The sequence below is a fragment of the Undibacterium sp. TJN25 genome, from assembly GCF_049339885.1.
Taxonomy (GTDB): Bacteria; Pseudomonadota; Gammaproteobacteria; order Burkholderiales; family Burkholderiaceae_D; genus Undibacterium.
Genome location: NZ_JBMPPM010000004.1, coordinates 499,077 through 516,074, shown reverse-complemented (window position 1 = coordinate 516,074; position 16,998 = coordinate 499,077). Strand labels below are relative to the sequence as shown.

Here is a 16,998-nt window from a genome sequence, read left to right as displayed (position 1 = left end):
CTACATGCAGCAAAAAAATCATCCGGCCATCAGGGCCGGTTTACCCTATCCCCTGGGCGCGCATACCGACGGGGCGGGAACCAATTTTGCTGTATTTTCTGCCAATGCCGACAAAATAGAAGTGTGCCTGTTTGATCCGCAGGGAAGGCGCGAGATCATGCGCTATACGCTACCTGAATGCACTAACGAAATCTGGCACGGCTATATCCCCAACGTGCATGGCGGCCAGTTATACGGTTATCGCGCACACGGCCCTTACCTGCCGGAGCAGGGGCACCGCTTCAATCCGCACAAGCTGCTGCTGGACCCATACAGCAGGAAAATCCATGGCCGCCTGCGCTGGACTGATGCGTTATATGGCTACCGCATCCAATCTGCCCGCGCCGACCTGTCCTTCGACAGGCGCGACAGCGCACCGGCCATGCCGAAATCCGTTGTCAGCGATGAGCATTTCAACTGGGGTAGCGATCGCGCACTGAAAACGCCGTGGGAAAAAACCGTGATCTATGAAGCGCATGTGCGCGGTCTGACGATGCGCGCCGATGCCATACGTCCTGACCAGCGCGGCACTTTTGCCGCGCTATGCGACCCCTATGTAATCGACCATCTGCTGAAGCTGGGGGTCACCGCACTGGAACTGATGCCGGTGCATGGGCTGGTGCAGGATCGCCGCCTGGTTGAAAAAAACCTCAGTAACTATTGGGGCTACAACACGCTATCTTTCTTTGCGCCGGAACAGCGCTACCTGGCCGACGGCTCGCTGAACGAGATGCGGCGTGCGATACGCTGCCTGCATGCTGCGGGTATAGAAGTCATCCTGGATGTGGTGTACAACCACACCAGTGAAGAAAGCGAGCTGGGGCCTACTCTGTCTTTCCGTGGGCTGGATAACGCCAGCTACTATCGGCTGCAGGCAGACAATCCACGTTACCTGGTCAACGATACCGGCTGTGGCAATACCGTCAATATGTCGCACCCCCGCGTCTTGCAGATGGTGATGGATTCGCTGCGTTACTGGGTGCAGGAATTCCATGTGGACGGCTTCCGTTTCGACCTGGGCGTCACGCTGGGCCGGGAGGCCACCGGCTTCGACCCCGGATGCGGATTTTTTGATGCGCTGATGCAGGACCCGGCGCTGTCGCAGGTAAAACTGATTTCCGAACCTTGGGACATAGGGCCCGGCGGCTATCAGATCGGCAATCATCCGGCCGGCTTTGCGGAGTGGAACGGGCGCTTTCGCGACGACGTACGGCGGTTCTGGAAAGGCGAAGCCGGCTTGCGCGGCGCGGTTGCCGGCCGCCTGCTGGGCTCTCCCGACTTGTTCAACCATCATCGCAGGCGCCCCTGGTCTTCCGTCAACTTTGTCACCGCACATGACGGCTTTACCTTGCAGGACTTGGTCAGCTATAACGACAAGCATAACGAAGCCAACGGTGATAATAATAACGACGGCGCCAACGATAACGAAAGCTTCAACTGGGGCGCTGAAGGGCCGAGCGAGGATGCAGGAATAGTCGCCACCCGCGAGAAGGTAAAACGCGCTTACCTGATGACACTGTTCTTCTCCAATGGCACACCCATGCTGCTGGGCGGCGACGAGTTTGGCCGTACCCAGGGCGGCAACAACAATCCGTATTGCCTGGACAACGAAACATCCTGGTTCGACTGGAGCCTGGTCGAAGAGCAGCCGGGCAGTGCGCTGCTGGATTTCACACGGCGTTGCATAGAGGCACGCAAGACGCGGCCTACGCTTAGTCATCCCTATTTCTTTACCGGCCAGACTGAAGTGGGTCCAGGCCTGCACGATGTAGACTGGTATGACGAAAGCGGGTCGGAGATGACGCAGGAAAAATGGGAGTTTACCGACGGCCGCCTGCTGGCGCTACGCAGGGCGCGCGTGCTGGAAGGCGTCGGCGGCAAGCCTGGCACGCTGACAGCTTCTCTGCTGCTGTTGAATGCGCACTCGGAAGAGCGCGAGTTCATTCTGCCGCAGCCGCAAATCGCGTGGCGCGTGCTGATCGACGCTGCGGAGGATGCGACCGCGACAGTGGCGGGCGGAAGTGTGTCGCCGGCCGAGCCCAGGCGTCCGCAAGACAACAAGATCAATGTCGCTGCCCACAGCGCACTCTTACTGGTTGCCGATGATGTCGTCGTTTGATCCTTCGGCCACATCGCATATAAATGCCGGCTTCGGCGCGCAACTGGTCGCGCCCGGTCGCACGCTGTTCCGCGTGTGGGCGCCGGACAAGCAAAGCGCCAGTGTCGTCATCAATGGGCTTGCGCCGCTGGCGATGCAGGCTGAGGAAGGAGGATGGTTCCAGGTGGAAGCGGGCTGCGGCGCAGGCGCCAGGTATGCCTTCTGCTTTCCCGGATTGAATGCGTCGGACGGTACGCCGGTAATGGTGCCCGACCCGGCGTCTCGCCTGCAAGAGTCGGATGTGCATGGCCGCAGCGTGGTGACCGACCCGGACAGCTACCAGTGGCGCTGCACTGGCTGGTACGGGCGGCCGTGGGAAGAGACCGTGCTATATGAATTGCACGCAGGTGCAATGGGCGGTTTTTCCGGCGTGACGCAGAAGCTGCCTGAGCTGGCGTCGCTGGGCATTACTGCTGTAGAGCTGATGCCGGTCGCAGATTTTCCGGGCTCGCGCAACTGGGGCTACGACGGTGTTCTTCCGTATGCGCCTGATACTGCGTATGGCACGCCGGAGCAGTTGAAACAGCTGGTCGATACCGCCCATGAACTGGGGATGATGGTATTCCTGGACGTTGTATATAACCACTTCGGCCCTGACGGCAATTACCTGGGAGCGTATGCTTCGCCTTTTTTTCGCAAAGACCTGCACACGCCATGGGGTGCTGCAATTGATTTTCGCATGCCCGAAGTAAGTCGTTTTTTTACCGACAATGCGATCTACTGGCTGAATGAATTCCGTTTCGACGGGTTGCGCTTCGATGCGATGCACGCCATTTCGGAGCAGCAATGGCTGCCGCAACTGGCCCGCCAGATCCGCCAGGCAACCGGGCCTGAACGCCATGTGCACCTGGTTCTGGAGCATGAAGGCAATGCTGCGCACTTGATGAAAGACGGCTTTGACGCGCAATGGAATGACGATGGGCATCATGTGCTGCATGTATTGCTGACCGGAGAACAGCAGGGCTATTACCGTGATTTTTCCGACAGTCCTGCTGAAAAGCTGGCGCGTTGCCTGTCGCAGGGTTTTATATACCAGGGTCAGCCTTCCATCGTCAGCGGCAAGCCGCGCGGCGAGCCGAGCGTGGGCCTGCCGCCCAGTGCCTTTGTACTGTTTTTGCAAAACCATGACCAGGTCGGCAACCGCGCTTTCGGCGATCGGCTGATCTCGTTGACCGAGGATCGCGCGCTGCGCGCGGCCAATGCGTTGTTGCTGCTGTCGCCGCAGATACCCCTGCTGTTCATGGGAGAAGAAAGCGGATCGCGCTCGCCTTTCGTCTATTTTACCGATCATCAGGACACTGAACTGGCAGACGCGGTTCGCAATGGCCGCCGCAACGAGTTTGCGCATGTTCCTGCATTTTCCGATCCCGCCCGGCTCGCCGGCATACCCGATCCGAATGATGTCGGCAGTTTCAGGCATTCCATGCCGGATGCGGGTGGTGAAAACGGGGCGGCCTGGCGCGAGTGGACGAAGACCTTGCTGGATATCCGGCGGGTGAATATCATGCCGCGCCTGGCGGGGGCAGTGGCGCTGGGTGCGGAGGCGCTGGCAGGTGCTGCGGTGGCGGCCTCGTGGCGTATGGGGGATGGAAGCATATTGTCGATTGCGGTTAATCTGGGCCCGGACAATGTTGCTGTTTCAGGCTGTTTTTTTGACGTGGACGCGTCCGGCCGCATCCTGTTTGAATACGGAGGCAGCGCGATGAGCTTGCGCAGGAAGGAGTTACCGGCTTATGCGTTCATTGCCGTATTGTCCGGCGTGCCGGAAGCTATGGGGTCGATAGGAGGCGAGCCGTATGCCGGATAAGGATCTCGATATGATGTCATTGACAGCGCTGGCCGAGGCTGCCGGCCTCGCCACGCACTGGATAGATGCCCATGGACAGCACCAGGCGGTGTCCGGCGACAGCCTGCGCGCCATCCTGGCCGCGCTGAAGCTCCCCTGCAATACGCAGGCGCAGTGCCAGGTTAGCTATCGCAAGCTGATGGAACAGGAGAATGATCCATCGCTGCCGCCGCTGATCACCGGGCAGGCTGGCGTAACGCTGGCGCTACCGTTAAACAGCGGCCTGCAAGGCCAGCACTACCGTATCCTGCTGGAGCAGGGGGGACTTATCGACGGCCGTTTTTCTGACGGCGAAAGTGTGCCCGAATTGCCGCCGGTCACCAGTATCGGCTACCACAGGCTGGAGACGGGCGGGCATTCTGTAACGCTGGCGATTGCACCGCCGCGCTGTTTCGGCATAGAAGATGCCTTATGCGCGCAGCGTACCGGTACGGCACAGGGGCCGCTAAAGCTATGGGGATTGTCGGCGCAGCTATACAGCCTGCGGCATGCCGGTGACGGCGGCATAGGCCATTTTTCCAGCCTGGCCATGCTCGCGGAATCGGCAGCGCAGCAAGGCGCTGCCATGCTGGCGATCAGCCCGGTGCATGCGATGTTCAGCGCAGAACCGCGCAATTACAGTCCGTATAGCCCGTCCAGCCGCTTGTTCCTGAATGTGCTGCATATCGATGCCGCGGCCTTGTTTGGCGAAGACGGGCTGCAGCAGGCGATCGCACAGCTTGGCGCAGATACGCCGGCACGCTGGCGCGGGCTGGAGGCGTTGCCCTTGCTGGACTGGCCGCAAGCTGCTGCACTTAAACTGCAGGTGCTGCACCTCTTGTACCGCCGTTTTGTGGCGAATAAGGATGGGCTGGCAGGCGAGCATGCCGCTTTTGGGGAATTCTGCCGCCGCGGTGGCGAGGCATTGGAATCGCATGCGCGGTTTGAAGCACTGCATGCGTGGATGAAGACCGCGGGCACGCCTGGCGGCTGGCAGAACTGGCCCGCTGCCTACCACGACCCTGATGGTGATGCGGTGCTGGAATTTGCGCTGCAGCATATGGGGGAAGTGGAATTTCATCTGTTCCTGCAATGGCAGGCGGCTGTCGGCCTGGATGGCGCACAACACGCGGCGCGCAACGCCGGCATGTGCATAGGCTTGGTAGCAGACCTGGCGGTGGGGGCGGATAACGGCGGCAGCCAGGCCTGGAGCCGGCAGGGCGAGATCATCGCCGGCTTGTCGGTCGGTGCGCCGCCGGACCTGTTCAATCCGGATGGCCAAAGCTGGGGGCTGGGCGCTTTTTCTCCGCATGCAATGCGGGACAGGGGTTACCGTGCCTACCTGGAAATGCTGCGCGCGGTGTTTGCACATGCGGGCGGCATACGTATCGACCATGTTCTCGGCCTGGGCCGCCTGTGGCTGGTGCCCGATGGCGCACCGGCGTCGCAAGGCGCCTACCTGCATTACCCGATGGAGGACCTGCTGCGCCTGATTGCACTGGAATCCTGGCGCCACCAGGCGGTCGTCATCGGCGAGGACCTGGGCACCGTGCCGGACGGTTTCCGCGAACAGCTGCTGCAAAAAAACTTGATGGGAATCCAGGTCTTATGGTTCCAGCGCGACGGCGGCGGTTTCTTTGCGCCCAATGACTGGCGGCGCGGCGCGACAGGCACTACCGGCACGCATGACCTGCCTACCATCGCAGGCTGGTGGAGCGGGCACGATATTGCATGGCGCGCCCAGCTTGGCACGCTGGAGCACGGCGAAGCCAGGGACGAAGCGATAGCAGACCGTGCGCGAGAAAGGCAGCAACTCTGGCTAGCCATGGACTTTGCCGGCTGCGCCCAGGGCGATGCCCCGCAGCCGGAAGCCGATGCGGCGCCGTTGGCCGAAATCATCCGCTTCCTGAATGCCACCCAGGCGGAAATAGCTGTCCTGCCGCTGGAAGACGCGCTTGGCCTGGCGGAGCAGCCCAATTTTCCCGGCTCCGGCGACGTGCACCCCAACTGGCGGCGACGGCTGGCGGCAGATGTGCAGGGCCTGCTGGATGCGCCCGCTGTGGCTGCGCGCCTGCAACTGCTTGATGATCAACGATCCCACCGTAAAGAAAAATCATGAGTATTCCAAGGGCAACGGTAAGGCTGCAACTGCATCAGGGCTTCAACTTCGACGATGCCGCTTCCACGGTTGATTATTATGCTGCCTTGGGCATCAGCCATTTCTACACATCGCCGATTTTTACGGCCCGGCCCGGCTCCAAGCATGGCTACGACATTGTCGACCCCGGCAGCATCAACCCGGAACTGGGCGGCGAGCCGGCCTTGCGCAGGCTGGCGGTGCGGCTGCGAGAAGCCGGCATGGGCCTGATTATCGATATCGTACCTAACCACATGGGTGTCGGCCCGGACAATCGCTGGTGGCAGGATGTGCTGGAATGGGGGCAGGGCAGTCCCTATGCGGAGTGGTTTGACATAGACTGGAACGCGGCAGATCCGCTGCTCTCCGGCAAGATGCTGGCGCCGGTGCTCGCTGCACAGTACGGCGAGATATTATCCGGCGGGGACCTGGCGCTGCGTTTCGATCCGGGTAATGGAAAAATCAGCCTTGCCTATCATGATCACCGTTTCCCGATATCGCCGGTCTGCTATCTGGAAATACTGGCGCGCTCCGACGCATCCGCACTCGGGCTTGTTGTGGCTTTGTGCGAACAGCTGGTGCTGACCAATGCAGACCGCATGCGGGTACAGTTTTTCCAGCAAGCGCTGCATCGCCAGGCTGCCGAAGTGTATGCGGCACTTCAAGCCGCCGGCCAGAATGCCGAAGGCAGGGCCGCCATCGACGCGGCGCTAGCGCGTTTTTCTTCGCCGCAAGCCGACGGTATATCTGCGATGCATGCATTGCTGGAACAGCAGCACTACCGGCTGACCTGGTGGCGTTGTGCCGCGGACCAGCTGAACTGGCGGCGTTTCTTCGAAGTCAGCGACCTGGTCGGCATGCGGGTGGAACGTGACGACGTCTTCGAGGCATCGCACGCACTGGTTTTCCAGCTGTATGGACAGGGGCTGATTGACGGCGTACGGGTAGACCACGTGGATGGCCTGGCCGACCCCAGGGCCTACTGCCGTAAATTACAGAACCGGCTGCAGTTGCTGGATGCCGCCAGGGAGCCCTATCTGGTCGTGGAGAAAATCCTGGCGCCGGGAGAACAGCTGCGCGCGGACTGGGCAGTGCATGGCACCACAGGCTACGATTTCATGGATCAGGTAGGCGCCTTACAGCATGATGAAAAAGGGGAGCAGGCGCTTACCGGGCTATGGGAGCGCGAGACCGGAAGCGCTTCCGGTTTTGAAAGCGAAGTCCGGTCCGCCCGGTGGCAGTTGCTCGCAGCAAACCTGAGCGGAGAATTCGAGGCCGCTGCGCGCGCGCTGCTGGCGGTGGCCCGCAATGATATCGCGACCCGGGATTTTTCGATGGCGGCAATCCGCCGCGTCTTGCAGCAGCTTCTGTTACATTTCCCCGTGTACCGCACCTATGTCGCCGCGGACGGGCGCGATGCCGCCGACCAGGCCGTATTTGAGTACGCTGCGCAACAGGCCCGGCTGCATTTGCGCAGCGCCGACCATGGGCTGCTGGACGCCATCGGTCAATGGCTGGGCAGCGCCGGCAGCCTGCAAGATAAAGATGGCGGTGAATTTGTCGATCCGCTGCGCCAGCGCGCCATCACCCGCTTCCAGCAATTGACGCCGCCTTTGGCGGCAAAATCGGTGGAAGATACTGCGTTCTATCGTTATGGCCGATTGCTGTCGCGTAATGAGGTCGGCTCCAGTCCAGGCCAGTTTTCGCTGAGCCCGCAGGGCTTTCACAATGCCTCCCTGTCCCGGGCAAAGGAATTTCCGCATGCGATGCTGGCGACAGCAACGCATGACCATAAACGCGGAGAAGACTTGCGTGCGCGGCTTGCGGTCCTTAGCGAAATGCCGCAGCAGTGGGCGGAGAAACTGGATTACTGGATGAGTTCGCATGCCCTGCTGCGCGTGCAGCTGAAGGCGCAGGACGGCGGTCCCGATCTAATCGCGCCGTCCTCCGCGGACCAACTGATGCTGTACCAGATGCTGGTCGGCGCATGGCCTCCGGAACTATCGCCGGAAGATGCAGAGGGTGTGTCCTTGTTTGCGCAGCGTATTGCTCAGTGGCAGTCGAAAGCGATACGCGAAGCCAAACAGGTTTCCGACTGGATAGAGCCGGATCATGCTTATGAAGAAGCCTGCCAGGCATTTCTTGCGCTTGTCCTGGATACGCAATCCAGCCCGGTTTTTTTACAGGACCTGGCGGCGTGGGTGCATCAGATCACTCCGGCGGCGGCTGTCAACAGCCTGACCCAGACCTTGTTGCGGATGACGATGCCGGGTGTTCCAGATCTATACCAGGCCAGCGACCTGGAAGACCTGACGCTGGTCGATCCCGACAACCGGAGCAACATCGATTATTCGCTGCGTCGCCAGGCACTGGATGATGGTGCCGGGTTACCGCTCACTGGCCCTTTATGGCGCGGCGGCCGCGCCAAGCAGCAACTGATCGCGGTAACCCTGGCGCTGCGCGCGCGCCATGCGGCGCTTTTCTCGGACGGCAGTTATGTGCCGCTGGAAGTCACAGGCCCGTTGGCGGAGCATGTGCTGGCCTTCATGCGCAGGCACCAGGATAGTGCAGTCATTGTCGTTACGGTACGTCTGCCCGCAAACTTGCAGGCGGCGGACAAGGTTCCAGTGTGGCAGGATGGCTTGTGGCAGGGTACGTCGGTCCATCTACCAGCCGGTTCCCCTGCCGTGTGGGAAAGCCATTTCCACAACAACAGGCTGGCCGCAGACGCAGCTTGCCTGGCGCTGGGAGAAACGCTGGCAGGTTTGCCATTGGCGTTGCTGACTGCAACGATGGTGTCTGCTGTATAGTCTCGATCGCGCCAAAATTGTCGGCTTTGGTTCGCTAGCACACATAAGGCGATTGAATTCCGCGATATATTTTCTGTCAACTCACGGGGGATATATGAAATTAAATTCGCATAACGATAGCCCGGCTCCGGCCAGCTGGAACCCTTCGCAGCTGCAGCCGGCGCATATTCTTGTGATGGAGTTTCTGACCCCGTTCAAACTGACGCGTGAAGACCTAGCAAAGGGTACTGGGCTGGACATCTGGACCGTCAACGGCATCGTCATGGGCAAGATCGCTGTCAGTCCCGAGATCGGCAGCAAGCTGGATTCCTTTTTCGGCCTGGACAGCGGCTTCTGGCTGAAGTTGCAGCAAGAATACGATGACGCGCTCAGGCTATGCGCGCATCCGTTGCCGGCGCGCTGAACAAGCTGGACTCATCCATGCATCAAGCCTGCATCAACCTTTGCGGCCGGGCAGCGACAGGTGGCCGACTGCATAGTGCTGCATCTGTTCGCGCGGCATGACACGGTTCTCGTCGCGCCATAATCTCATTCTCACCAGGCTCCAGCTTGCCGGCTCAAATGCGGTAACTGCTGCCAGTGCACCGTGCACAGCTAGGTCTTCCTGTGCCATGCGGGTTTCTTTTTCCTGCAGTTCGGCCAGCGCGGTAAACGGCTGTATGGCAATGACCTCGCGCGTTGCATGGCGGGCGTCGGCAATGTGTTCGCCCAGGCTGCCATGCCATACCGACCAGGTCTTTACGGCGGGCCAGCCGAACGCCGTGCTTACGGCGACAAAGCCGGGACCGCATAAAAAGCGGTTCATTGCCTCGCTGCTTTCCCATAGATAAAAAGGCGCATACAGGTTTTCAGTCGATCCAGAGGGCGCCATGTCCTTGCTTGCACTCAGGTAGGCCTTGAAGACCAGTCCGGGGAAATTGTCCAGCAGATGGCCCTTGCTGGCGATGCGCTGGCGGATGATGTTCATGTCATAGTCGGCAGGCAGTGTAAAGCTATATTGCATTGCAATCATGTGTCACTCCGTCCATGGTTAAGGTGTTTTTCAGCCTGCGCAGCCGCGCGGCCCATGCTGAATGACCAGTCTTCCATTGCCGTAGTCGTGATGACGACCATGACGTCTTCAGGCCTTATTCCCGGCGCTGCGCTGAGCAACTCAACCAGCCTTTGGTAAAAAGCCTGCTTGGTCGCGCTGGAGCGCAACCTGCCGGCGGTAATGGCGATCAGCACAAAATCATCCGAGCGCGGGCCGCCCATATAGTCGCGGTCAAACACGAGTTCACCTGGCGCATGCTGGTGGATTACCTGGAAGCGGTCTGCAGCGGGAACGTCATAGTTCTCTACCAGCGCCTGATGCAGGCTGGCGGAAAGCGCTTCCAGGTATTCCTTGGGCTTGCCTTGTAAAAGGGAAATTCTTGCGTAGGGCATGTTGGTCTCCTGTTAAATTGTTCCTGCATCCAGATTTTTCAGCGCCATCACTGCCGAGGCGGCGGTAGGCCATCCCGAGTAAAACGCCAGGTGTGTCACCAGTTCTACCAGTTCGGGTTTGCTGACACCGTTATCCAGTGCACGATTCAGGTGGAACGGCAGTTGTTCGCCACGGTTCATTGCCACCAGAGCCGCGACCGTAATCAGGCTGCGGTCGCGCGGCGCCAAGCCATCGCGCTCCCAGATGTCGCCGAACAGCACCTTATCAGTCAGCTCCGCCAGTTTCGGTGCGATGTCGCCCATGCTTTGTTTTCCGATAGTTGAGTTCTTGCCCATGCTTGCTCCTGAAACGAAATAGGTTGGCTGTGAGTGTGCTGCGATTGACAGCATCAGGATACCGGCATATCTTTGTTCAGAAAATCAGATAATTTTTGATAAATAGTTCATAAAAACGGGATGGTTGCAGATGAAGCTTACTTTTGACCTGGATGTGCTACGCAGCTTTGTGACAGGCGTGGAACTAGGCAGCTTTGCTAAGGCGGCTGACAGGCTGGGGCGGTCCACGTCTGCCGTGAGCGCGCAGCTGAAAAAACTGGAAGACCAGGTAAGCATGCCGATTTTGCGCAAGGCAGGCCGCGGCCTGGAGCTGACGCCTGCCGGAGAGACGCTGCTGGCCTATGCGCGGCGCCTGCTGGAACTCAATGATGAGGCCGCAACTGCGATGCGCGGCGTGGACCTGGAAGGCTGGATCCGGTTAGGTATGCCGGAAGACTTCGGCGAGCGCGTGCTGACCGAGGTGCTGGGCCGCTTTGCCAGGGCGCACCCCAAGGTCAGGATAGAGGCAAAAGTCGCGCGCAATGCGTCGCTGCTGGAACAGATCGCTGCCGGCAGCCTGGATCTGGTGCTGACCTGGGATGCCGGCGTCGCCATTCCGCATGCGCAGGCGGTGGGTTCGCTGCCCATGCGCTGGATAGGTGCTTCGGCCACCGATGCCTTCCCCATGCCCAGTGCGGAGCATCCCTTGCCGCTGGTTGCCTTTGAAGCGCCTTGCCTGATGCGCTCGGCTGCCACCGCCGCGCTGGACCGTGCGGGTATCCCGTGGCGCATATCGTTTGCCAGTACCAGCCTGAGCGGCATCTGGGCCGCGGTGGCCGCCGGCCTCGGCGTGACCGTGCGTACCGAAATAGGCTTGCCGGCCAACCTGTCCGTACTGGATGACGCTACAACTGGTTTGCCGCCGTTGCCGGCGCTGGGGCTCAGTATCAGCCAGGGAGAAGCGGAACTGGATGATGCGGCGCAAAGGCTGCGGGAAATTATCCTGGAATCGCTGGCCTTGCCGCAGCGCCGGCGTATTGGCCTGGAGTCTGTCCGGTGATGCGCTTGAAATGCCTTGCCAGATGGCTTTGGTCTGCAAAACCCGCCTGCGCAGAAGCCTGCGCTAAGGACATGCCCAGCCGTATATAGTGACGGGCCCTTTCCACTTTCAGGCCGATCAGGTAAGCATGCGGCGGCAAACCTGCGAATTTGGTGAAAGCCCGGATGACCTGGGTTTCGGATACATGGGCTGCCTTTGCCAAATCGACAGTATTGATATTGTCTTCGCAGTACGCGTGCAAGAAATCCTTCACCACCAAGGCGACGCGCGCTGCCTGCGGCCGCTCGTCTGTGGCGGCGCAGGTATGCCGTGCAAATAATGTTCGCAAGAACATCAGCATCCGCGATTCGCGTTCCAGCAGGCTCGCCTGGCTGCGCGATGCTTCATGCATCTGCCAATAGCGGCGATAAAGCACCGCGTCGTCTATCACGTGGGTGTGGAAAGAGAGTTCCTTTTGTGGCGGCCCACCTTCCTCCGCCAATGCTCTTGCCACCAGCGATACGGGCGGGTAAAACATACGGTAGCGCCAGCCGGCCTGGTCTGCCGCATGGCCTTCATGCACTGTTCCCGGATTAATCACACATAAAGTACCTTGCGGCATGACAAGCGCACTATGCCGCTCCGGCCGGAACCACTGGCCTCCCGCTTCAATGATGCCTATCGCATAGGTTTCATGGACATGTGGAGAGAACGACAAGTCCCGGTAGTCGGCGCGCAGAAATTCCACTGCATCCAGCGCAGTGTCGGTCCACACATCGGTGCGGTTTTCGGTTGGCGCTCGCCGGGTCATGGCTCCATCCATTATTTAGTCAGCTAAACCCAGTATAGGCGTTTCTTCCCTGCTCAGTAGCCATAGCCTGCAAGCAGGGAGGGGGCAAGAGCCGCGGGACGGGACGTTTTTTGTTTCTTCGCCGCATCCACTATCTTCCTGATCGCTGACAAGGCGCAGTCAATGTCCGTTGGCGAAACGTCCAGATGTGTTACTGCCCGTATTTCACCTCTGACTTCGCCCATTCTTACTCCGTATTCCTGCAACAGCGCCAGAAACTCCCTGTTGGTCAGGCCGCCTAGCGCCGGAGTAAAGAACACCATATTGCTTTCCGGAACGGCGGTGCGTACGTGAATGCCGTCTATTGCCTGCAAACCGGTTGCCAGCTTTTGCGCATTGGCATGGTCTTCCACGAGCCGTTCCACATGGTGATCCAGCGCGTACAGGCAGCCTGCCGCAGCAATGCCCGCCTGCCGCATGGCGCCGGCGAAAATATGCTTTTGCCTGCGTGCTTCAGCAATGAAATCGCGGCTGCCGGCGAGCACTGCACCTATCGGTGCACCCAGCCCTTTGGTGAAATCTATCCACACGCTATCAACCAGGCTGCCGAACGCGGCGGCGCTGGTGCCGGTAGCGGTGCAGGCGTTCATCAAACGGGCGCCATCCATGTGGGTGGCCAAACCGTTTGATCTGGCGTGACGCGAGACGGCGGCAAGTTCTTCGTGCGACCATACCGCACCACCTCCGAAGTTATGGGTCTGCTCCACGCACAACAGCGTGGCTGGCGCTCCGTATGGGGCGCCTACCGTGCGCAGCCGGGATAGCGCGGCGTCCAGCTCTGCGGGGGTGAAAATGCCGCGCTCGGTCGGTATGTGTTCCAGCAACACGCCTGAACTCATCGCTATGCCGGCGGATTCTGCCCTGACGATATGCGCCATGCGGTCGCAGATTACGGCATCTGCAGGCTGTGTATGCACGCGGACTGCGACAAAATTGCACATCGTGCCGCCGGGGAACCACAAGGCGGCTTCCTTTCCTAACAGCTCGGCAACGCGCTCCTGCAGCAGGGTCACGCTGGGATCTTCGCCGCGCTGTTCATCGCCGACTTCTGCATTGGCAATGGCCTGCCGCATCTGCGGGGTAGGCCGGGTTTCGGTGTCGCTGATCAGGGAAATAAGCTTTTGCATGGTGTTCTCCTCCTGGAAAACTCCAGCTTTACAAGTTTGCAGGCGAATGTATTGAACGATCCTTACCTCTGCGCTATCCGGACGTTTTATTTGGGCTCATATTGCATGTCGCCATTACCGAAAGACCAGTCTTCGCGGTTGACATCCACCAGGCTGATCCATACATCCTGTTTGCGCACTCCGGCTTTCACATGCAGGTCATCTGCGATCGCGCGATAGAACGCTTTCTTGATTTCCACGCTGCGCCCTGTATTCCATGTCACCTGGATAAAGATGATGCCGGGAGAATAGTCTATGCCCAGGTAACCTTCCGCCGGAAAGATTAATTCGTCTGGTGCATGCCGGGTGATGACCTGGAATTTATCGTGCAGCGGCACGTTGGCTATTTCTGTCATTGCCTTGTAGACGACGCCGCTGACGGTTTTAACAAGTTCGGGAGTAGCGTCTTTGGAGAGATTGATTCTTGCAAATGGCATGATGTTCTTTCAGTAAGATGGCGCGGATCGGCAAATGCGGTCCGGTAAAGGCAGCTTAGGCTAGCCTTCGTTTCGCTACAAGCGCATAATTATCATCACTATCATGAGAGTTAAGCATGTTGCTGGAAGACCTTAAAGCCTTTGTCGCCGTCATGGACCATCATTCGATCACGCGCGCTGCTGCTGCGCTATCGTTGACGCAGTCTGCTATCTCGCGCCGCATCCAGCATCTGGAAGACTCGCTGGACTCGAGTTTATTCGACCGCAATAGCAAGCCGCCGCAAGCGACGCCGCTGGCGCACCGTTTGTACCGGCATGCTCTGCCTCTATTGCAAGACGCTCAGCAACTGCTCGCGATTCCAAGGGAGGATGCGGCGCCAAGTGGTGTTTTTCGCTTCGGCCTGACGCAGCTGGTAGCCGATATGGCGCTGTACGAAACACTGGTAGCGATGAAATCCGCCTTCCCTAAGTTGGAACTGCGTTCTCATACCGCCTGGAGTCCTGATCTGCAACAGCAGATCACTCAGGGCAAGCTCGATGCGGCGGCATTGATGCTGCCTTCCCCGGCCAGCCTGCCCGAGGGAATGGCTGGCAGTTTTATTTCTACGCTAGAGGTGCTGGTAGTGCAGAGCAGGCAGAAACCCTTGCTGGAACGTAGTAGCAGCGTCGAAGAACTGGCGCAGCAGCAGTGGGTATTGAACCCGCTCGGTTGCGGTTACCGCGCTGCGCTAGAGCGGGCCATGGAAGGTGCGGGCCGGAGCCTGAAGCTGAGCGTGGACACCCACGGGACGGAAATGCAGTTGCGATTGGTGGCGGGCGGCCTGGGGTTAGGGCTGGTGCCGCGCAGCGTATTGCGCCACAGCGCGTCGCGTAGCCGCCTGTCAATTGTCGAGGTGAGGGATTTTTCACTTAAGCTCGATATCTGGCTGGTTCATCCCATGCAGATGGGTAATCTGAAGCTCGCCGCGACAGTACTGGCGGATTCCCTGCTTGCCGGTGTTTCCGCCTACAACCAGCCATCTCGTCGCGAGGCGAAAAAATGAAGTCCGGCAGTTACGCACGCCGTTTTTATCAGAATTTTTATTTTTTTAATTTATCGTTCAGTACATGACTACATTACAAAAAACCGCCCGTTTGCTGGCGGCGCTGTCTGCTTCGCTGTTTTATGCATGCTGCCTGCCGCCAGGGCATGCACAGCAGACGCCTGTTGTCCCCGCTCCGGCTGTTTCACCAGTGCAGGCAGACCCGCATGCTGCGTCTGAAGAAAGCAAGGTCATCCGCAAGCACAGGATGAAGAAGCTGGAAGAGCATCTGAATATTGACGCCGAGGTGCTGCACCATCAATGCCGCTATGAATCGGAAATATCGGACGCCCCGCCGGAAAAGAAACTGGTGCTGAGTTTCGATGACGGTCCGGAACCGGGCCAGACCGAATATATTTTATCGGTGCTGAAAAAACATCATATTCCCGCCACGTTCTTCATGATTGGTGAAAAAGTACAGGCCCATCCGGAATTGCTGGCGCTGGTACAGGAATCCGAACTGGCGCTGATTGGTAACCATTCGTGGACGCATCCCAATTTTCATGATGTGCCGGTGACCGAGCAAAAGAGCGAAGTAGACAAGACTGCTGCGTTGCTGGAAAAAACGGTCAGCGAGCAATATTTCCGCTACCCGTATGGAAATTCTTCCTGCGAGACGAATGAACTGCTCAAATCACGGGGCTACAAGATTGTTGGCTGGCACGTGGATACCTGCGACTGGGCGTTTGACCATAAAGGCAGCGTGGATACCAAGGAGGCGCTGAGTTGCGGCGTGCTGGCGCAAAACAGGGAAAATTTTTTCGAGCACGTGCTGTCTTCAGTGCGCGCCCACAACGGCGGCATTATCCTGATGCATGAAATTCACCCGAATACGCTGAAGCAGCTGGATGCTTTGGTGACACGTTTGCTGGCCGACGGCTACACCTTCGAAAAGCTCAGCGACCCTGCATTCGCTAGGTCGCTGCGCTGAAGCCAATCCAAGGGCAGGCTTAATTGCCCACGAGGCTGGCGGCGATATTGATCGTCAGCCCGAGAATGGCCACGTTGAACAGGAAGCTGAGTATGCATTGCGCCAGCACCGTTTTCCGCATCGATTTGCTTGTCACTGCAATATCGGAAGTCTGTGCGGCAACAGCGATGGTGAATGAAAAATACAGGAAATCCCAGAAGTCCGGATTTTGCTCGTCGTCCGGAAAGCGCAGGCAGTGCTGCTGCTGTATGTGGGACTTATAGAAAATCAGCGCATAGTGAAAGGTGAACAGGAAGGCGACCAGACACCATGAGCCCAGCACCGTGGAGCCGGTCAGCACGTAATGCAGCAGCTTGTGGCTAAGCGTCAGGTCCTTGATCTGCGACAGTTCCATGACGATGGCGGCCAGGCTTGCCACGGACGCGGCGCACATGATTGCCAGCACGGCGATCGCCCCTCGGTGTTCGCGCGCGGCGATCGTACGTATCCGTGCATGGCTGGCGTGGACCATCAGCCAGCCTATCAGGCACAGGTAGGACCACACGGTAGCGTTCCAGCCTATCAGCGCGCGGGTAACGGGGTTGACGTGTGCCGGCAGCAGCAGGGTTACCGCGATGCCCAGCAAAATGGCGGAAGCCAGGCGCGGGCGATTGTGGACGATCTTGCGGAGGGTCTGCATAGTCTTTTCTCTCTAGTAATGTAGATCGTCCGCGTGGGCAATAAACCGAAGCAGATTTCTGATGTTGCTTTAAGTATATATTCCGATTCTGTCATGAGCTTGACG

15 protein-coding genes are annotated in these 16,998 nt (G+C 59.1%); 8 read left to right on the top strand and 7 right to left on the bottom strand.

Going from position 1 to position 16,998, the window contains the following annotated elements; all coding sequences use genetic code 11:
* The first annotated feature begins 4 nt into the window (after window positions 1-4).
* The 5 genes from glgX (at window position 5) to ACO0LO_RS12445 (ending at window position 9,372) form a co-directional block, all read left to right on the top strand.
* Window positions 5-2,158 carry a glycogen debranching protein GlgX gene (gene glgX, locus ACO0LO_RS12465; RefSeq protein WP_422964542.1) on the top strand — a complete coding sequence of 718 codons (2,154 nt, stop codon included), beginning with the start codon at window positions 5-7 and terminating at the stop codon, window positions 2,156-2,158.
* Entirely contained in the window at window positions 2,106-4,004 is a 1,899-nt protein-coding gene (gene treZ / locus ACO0LO_RS12460) for a malto-oligosyltrehalose trehalohydrolase (RefSeq protein WP_422964541.1), read from the top strand. The genes glgX and treZ overlap by 53 nt, the downstream gene beginning before the upstream one ends.
* Before the next feature lie 10 nt (window positions 4,005-4,014).
* Window positions 4,015-6,141 carry a 4-alpha-glucanotransferase gene (gene malQ, locus ACO0LO_RS12455; protein WP_422964540.1) on the top strand — a complete coding sequence of 709 codons (2,127 nt, stop codon included), beginning with the start codon at window positions 4,015-4,017 and terminating at the stop codon, window positions 6,139-6,141.
* Window positions 6,138-8,969: a malto-oligosyltrehalose synthase gene (gene treY / locus ACO0LO_RS12450; protein ID WP_422964539.1), complete on the top strand. Its 2,832-nt coding sequence runs from the start codon at window positions 6,138-6,140 to the stop codon at window positions 8,967-8,969. The genes malQ and treY overlap by 4 nt, the downstream gene beginning before the upstream one ends.
* 94 nt (window positions 8,970-9,063) lie before the next feature.
* On the top strand, window positions 9,064-9,372 hold the full coding sequence (locus ACO0LO_RS12445) for a HigA family addiction module antitoxin (RefSeq protein ID WP_422964538.1): 309 nt from the start codon (window positions 9,064-9,066) through the stop codon (window positions 9,370-9,372).
* Window positions 9,373-9,405: 33 nt separating this feature from the next.
* Here the strand turns inward: ACO0LO_RS12445 and ACO0LO_RS12440 are convergent, their stop codons facing one another.
* Genes ACO0LO_RS12440 through ACO0LO_RS12430 form a run of 3 tightly spaced genes read right to left on the bottom strand, consistent with a single transcriptional unit; the run spans window position 9,406 to window position 10,730 of the window.
* Complete coding sequence (locus ACO0LO_RS12440; protein ID WP_422964537.1) at window positions 9,406-9,981, bottom strand: DUF4865 family protein; 576 nt, start codon at window positions 9,979-9,981, stop codon at window positions 9,406-9,408.
* Entirely contained in the window at window positions 9,978-10,394 is a 417-nt protein-coding gene (locus ACO0LO_RS12435; protein WP_422964536.1) for a tautomerase family protein, read from the bottom strand. The genes ACO0LO_RS12440 and ACO0LO_RS12435 overlap by 4 nt, the downstream gene beginning before the upstream one ends.
* A 12-nt stretch (window positions 10,395-10,406) precedes the next feature.
* Window positions 10,407-10,730, bottom strand: a complete 324-nt coding sequence (locus ACO0LO_RS12430; RefSeq protein WP_422964535.1) for a carboxymuconolactone decarboxylase family protein — start codon at window positions 10,728-10,730, stop codon at window positions 10,407-10,409.
* A 130-nt stretch (window positions 10,731-10,860) separates the two neighbouring features.
* Between ACO0LO_RS12430 and ACO0LO_RS12425 the strand changes: the two genes are divergently transcribed.
* Entirely contained in the window at window positions 10,861-11,769 is a 909-nt protein-coding gene (locus tag ACO0LO_RS12425) for a LysR substrate-binding domain-containing protein (RefSeq protein ID WP_422964534.1), read from the top strand.
* Here ACO0LO_RS12425 and ACO0LO_RS12420 read toward each other — a convergent pair.
* From ACO0LO_RS12420 to ACO0LO_RS12410, 3 genes are all read right to left on the bottom strand, one after another.
* Window positions 11,708-12,559 (bottom strand): AraC family transcriptional regulator, encoded by an 852-nt coding sequence (locus ACO0LO_RS12420; RefSeq protein ID WP_422964533.1) that lies wholly within the window; start codon window positions 12,557-12,559, stop codon window positions 11,708-11,710. The two genes, ACO0LO_RS12425 and ACO0LO_RS12420, sit on opposite strands and share 62 nt — an antisense overlap.
* 53 nt (window positions 12,560-12,612) lie before the next feature.
* Window positions 12,613-13,725, bottom strand: coding sequence for a threonine aldolase family protein (locus ACO0LO_RS12415; protein WP_422964532.1), 1,113 nt, complete (start codon window positions 13,723-13,725; stop codon window positions 12,613-12,615).
* An 86-nt stretch (window positions 13,726-13,811) separates the two neighbouring features.
* Window positions 13,812-14,201, bottom strand: coding sequence for a tautomerase family protein (locus tag ACO0LO_RS12410; RefSeq protein ID WP_422964531.1), 390 nt, complete (start codon window positions 14,199-14,201; stop codon window positions 13,812-13,814).
* A gap of 116 nt (window positions 14,202-14,317) precedes the next feature.
* Here ACO0LO_RS12410 and ACO0LO_RS12405 point away from each other — a divergent pair, with 116 nt between their 5' ends.
* Together ACO0LO_RS12405 and ACO0LO_RS12400 are read left to right on the top strand one after the other, a co-directional pair.
* Window positions 14,318-15,244: a LysR family transcriptional regulator gene (locus tag ACO0LO_RS12405; protein ID WP_422964530.1), complete on the top strand. Its 927-nt coding sequence runs from the start codon at window positions 14,318-14,320 to the stop codon at window positions 15,242-15,244.
* Between the two features lie 64 nt (window positions 15,245-15,308).
* Entirely contained in the window at window positions 15,309-16,214 is a 906-nt protein-coding gene (locus ACO0LO_RS12400) for a polysaccharide deacetylase family protein (protein ID WP_422964529.1), read from the top strand.
* Window positions 16,215-16,233: 19 nt separating this feature from the next.
* Here the strand turns inward: ACO0LO_RS12400 and ACO0LO_RS12395 are convergent, their stop codons facing one another.
* Entirely contained in the window at window positions 16,234-16,893 is a 660-nt protein-coding gene (locus tag ACO0LO_RS12395) for a DUF1345 domain-containing protein (protein WP_422964528.1), read from the bottom strand.
* Window positions 16,894-16,998: the final 105 nt, after the last annotated feature.

What these genes read in the sequence shown, in the direction of transcription:
- glgX (WP_422964542.1), top strand. Translation starts at nt 5, where the DNA reads ATGCAGCAAAAAAATCATCCGGCCATCAGGGCCGGTTTACCCTATCCC.
- treZ (WP_422964541.1), top strand. Translation starts at nt 2,106, where the DNA reads ATGTCGCTGCCCACAGCGCACTCTTACTGGTTGCCGATGATGTCGTCG.
- malQ (WP_422964540.1), top strand. Translation starts at nt 4,015, where the DNA reads ATGATGTCATTGACAGCGCTGGCCGAGGCTGCCGGCCTCGCCACGCAC.
- treY (WP_422964539.1), top strand. Translation starts at nt 6,138, where the DNA reads ATGAGTATTCCAAGGGCAACGGTAAGGCTGCAACTGCATCAGGGCTTC.
- ACO0LO_RS12445 (WP_422964538.1), top strand. Translation starts at nt 9,064, where the DNA reads ATGAAATTAAATTCGCATAACGATAGCCCGGCTCCGGCCAGCTGGAAC.
- ACO0LO_RS12440 (WP_422964537.1), bottom strand. Translation starts at nt 9,981, where the DNA reads ATGATTGCAATGCAATATAGCTTTACACTGCCTGCCGACTATGACATG.
- ACO0LO_RS12435 (WP_422964536.1), bottom strand. Translation starts at nt 10,394, where the DNA reads ATGCCCTACGCAAGAATTTCCCTTTTACAAGGCAAGCCCAAGGAATAC.
- ACO0LO_RS12430 (WP_422964535.1), bottom strand. Translation starts at nt 10,730, where the DNA reads ATGGGCAAGAACTCAACTATCGGAAAACAAAGCATGGGCGACATCGCA.
- ACO0LO_RS12425 (WP_422964534.1), top strand. Translation starts at nt 10,861, where the DNA reads ATGAAGCTTACTTTTGACCTGGATGTGCTACGCAGCTTTGTGACAGGC.
- ACO0LO_RS12420 (WP_422964533.1), bottom strand. Translation starts at nt 12,559, where the DNA reads ATGACCCGGCGAGCGCCAACCGAAAACCGCACCGATGTGTGGACCGAC.
- ACO0LO_RS12415 (WP_422964532.1), bottom strand. Translation starts at nt 13,725, where the DNA reads ATGCAAAAGCTTATTTCCCTGATCAGCGACACCGAAACCCGGCCTACC.
- ACO0LO_RS12410 (WP_422964531.1), bottom strand. Translation starts at nt 14,201, where the DNA reads ATGCCATTTGCAAGAATCAATCTCTCCAAAGACGCTACTCCCGAACTT.
- ACO0LO_RS12405 (WP_422964530.1), top strand. Translation starts at nt 14,318, where the DNA reads ATGTTGCTGGAAGACCTTAAAGCCTTTGTCGCCGTCATGGACCATCAT.
- ACO0LO_RS12400 (WP_422964529.1), top strand. Translation starts at nt 15,309, where the DNA reads ATGACTACATTACAAAAAACCGCCCGTTTGCTGGCGGCGCTGTCTGCT.
- ACO0LO_RS12395 (WP_422964528.1), bottom strand. Translation starts at nt 16,893, where the DNA reads ATGCAGACCCTCCGCAAGATCGTCCACAATCGCCCGCGCCTGGCTTCC.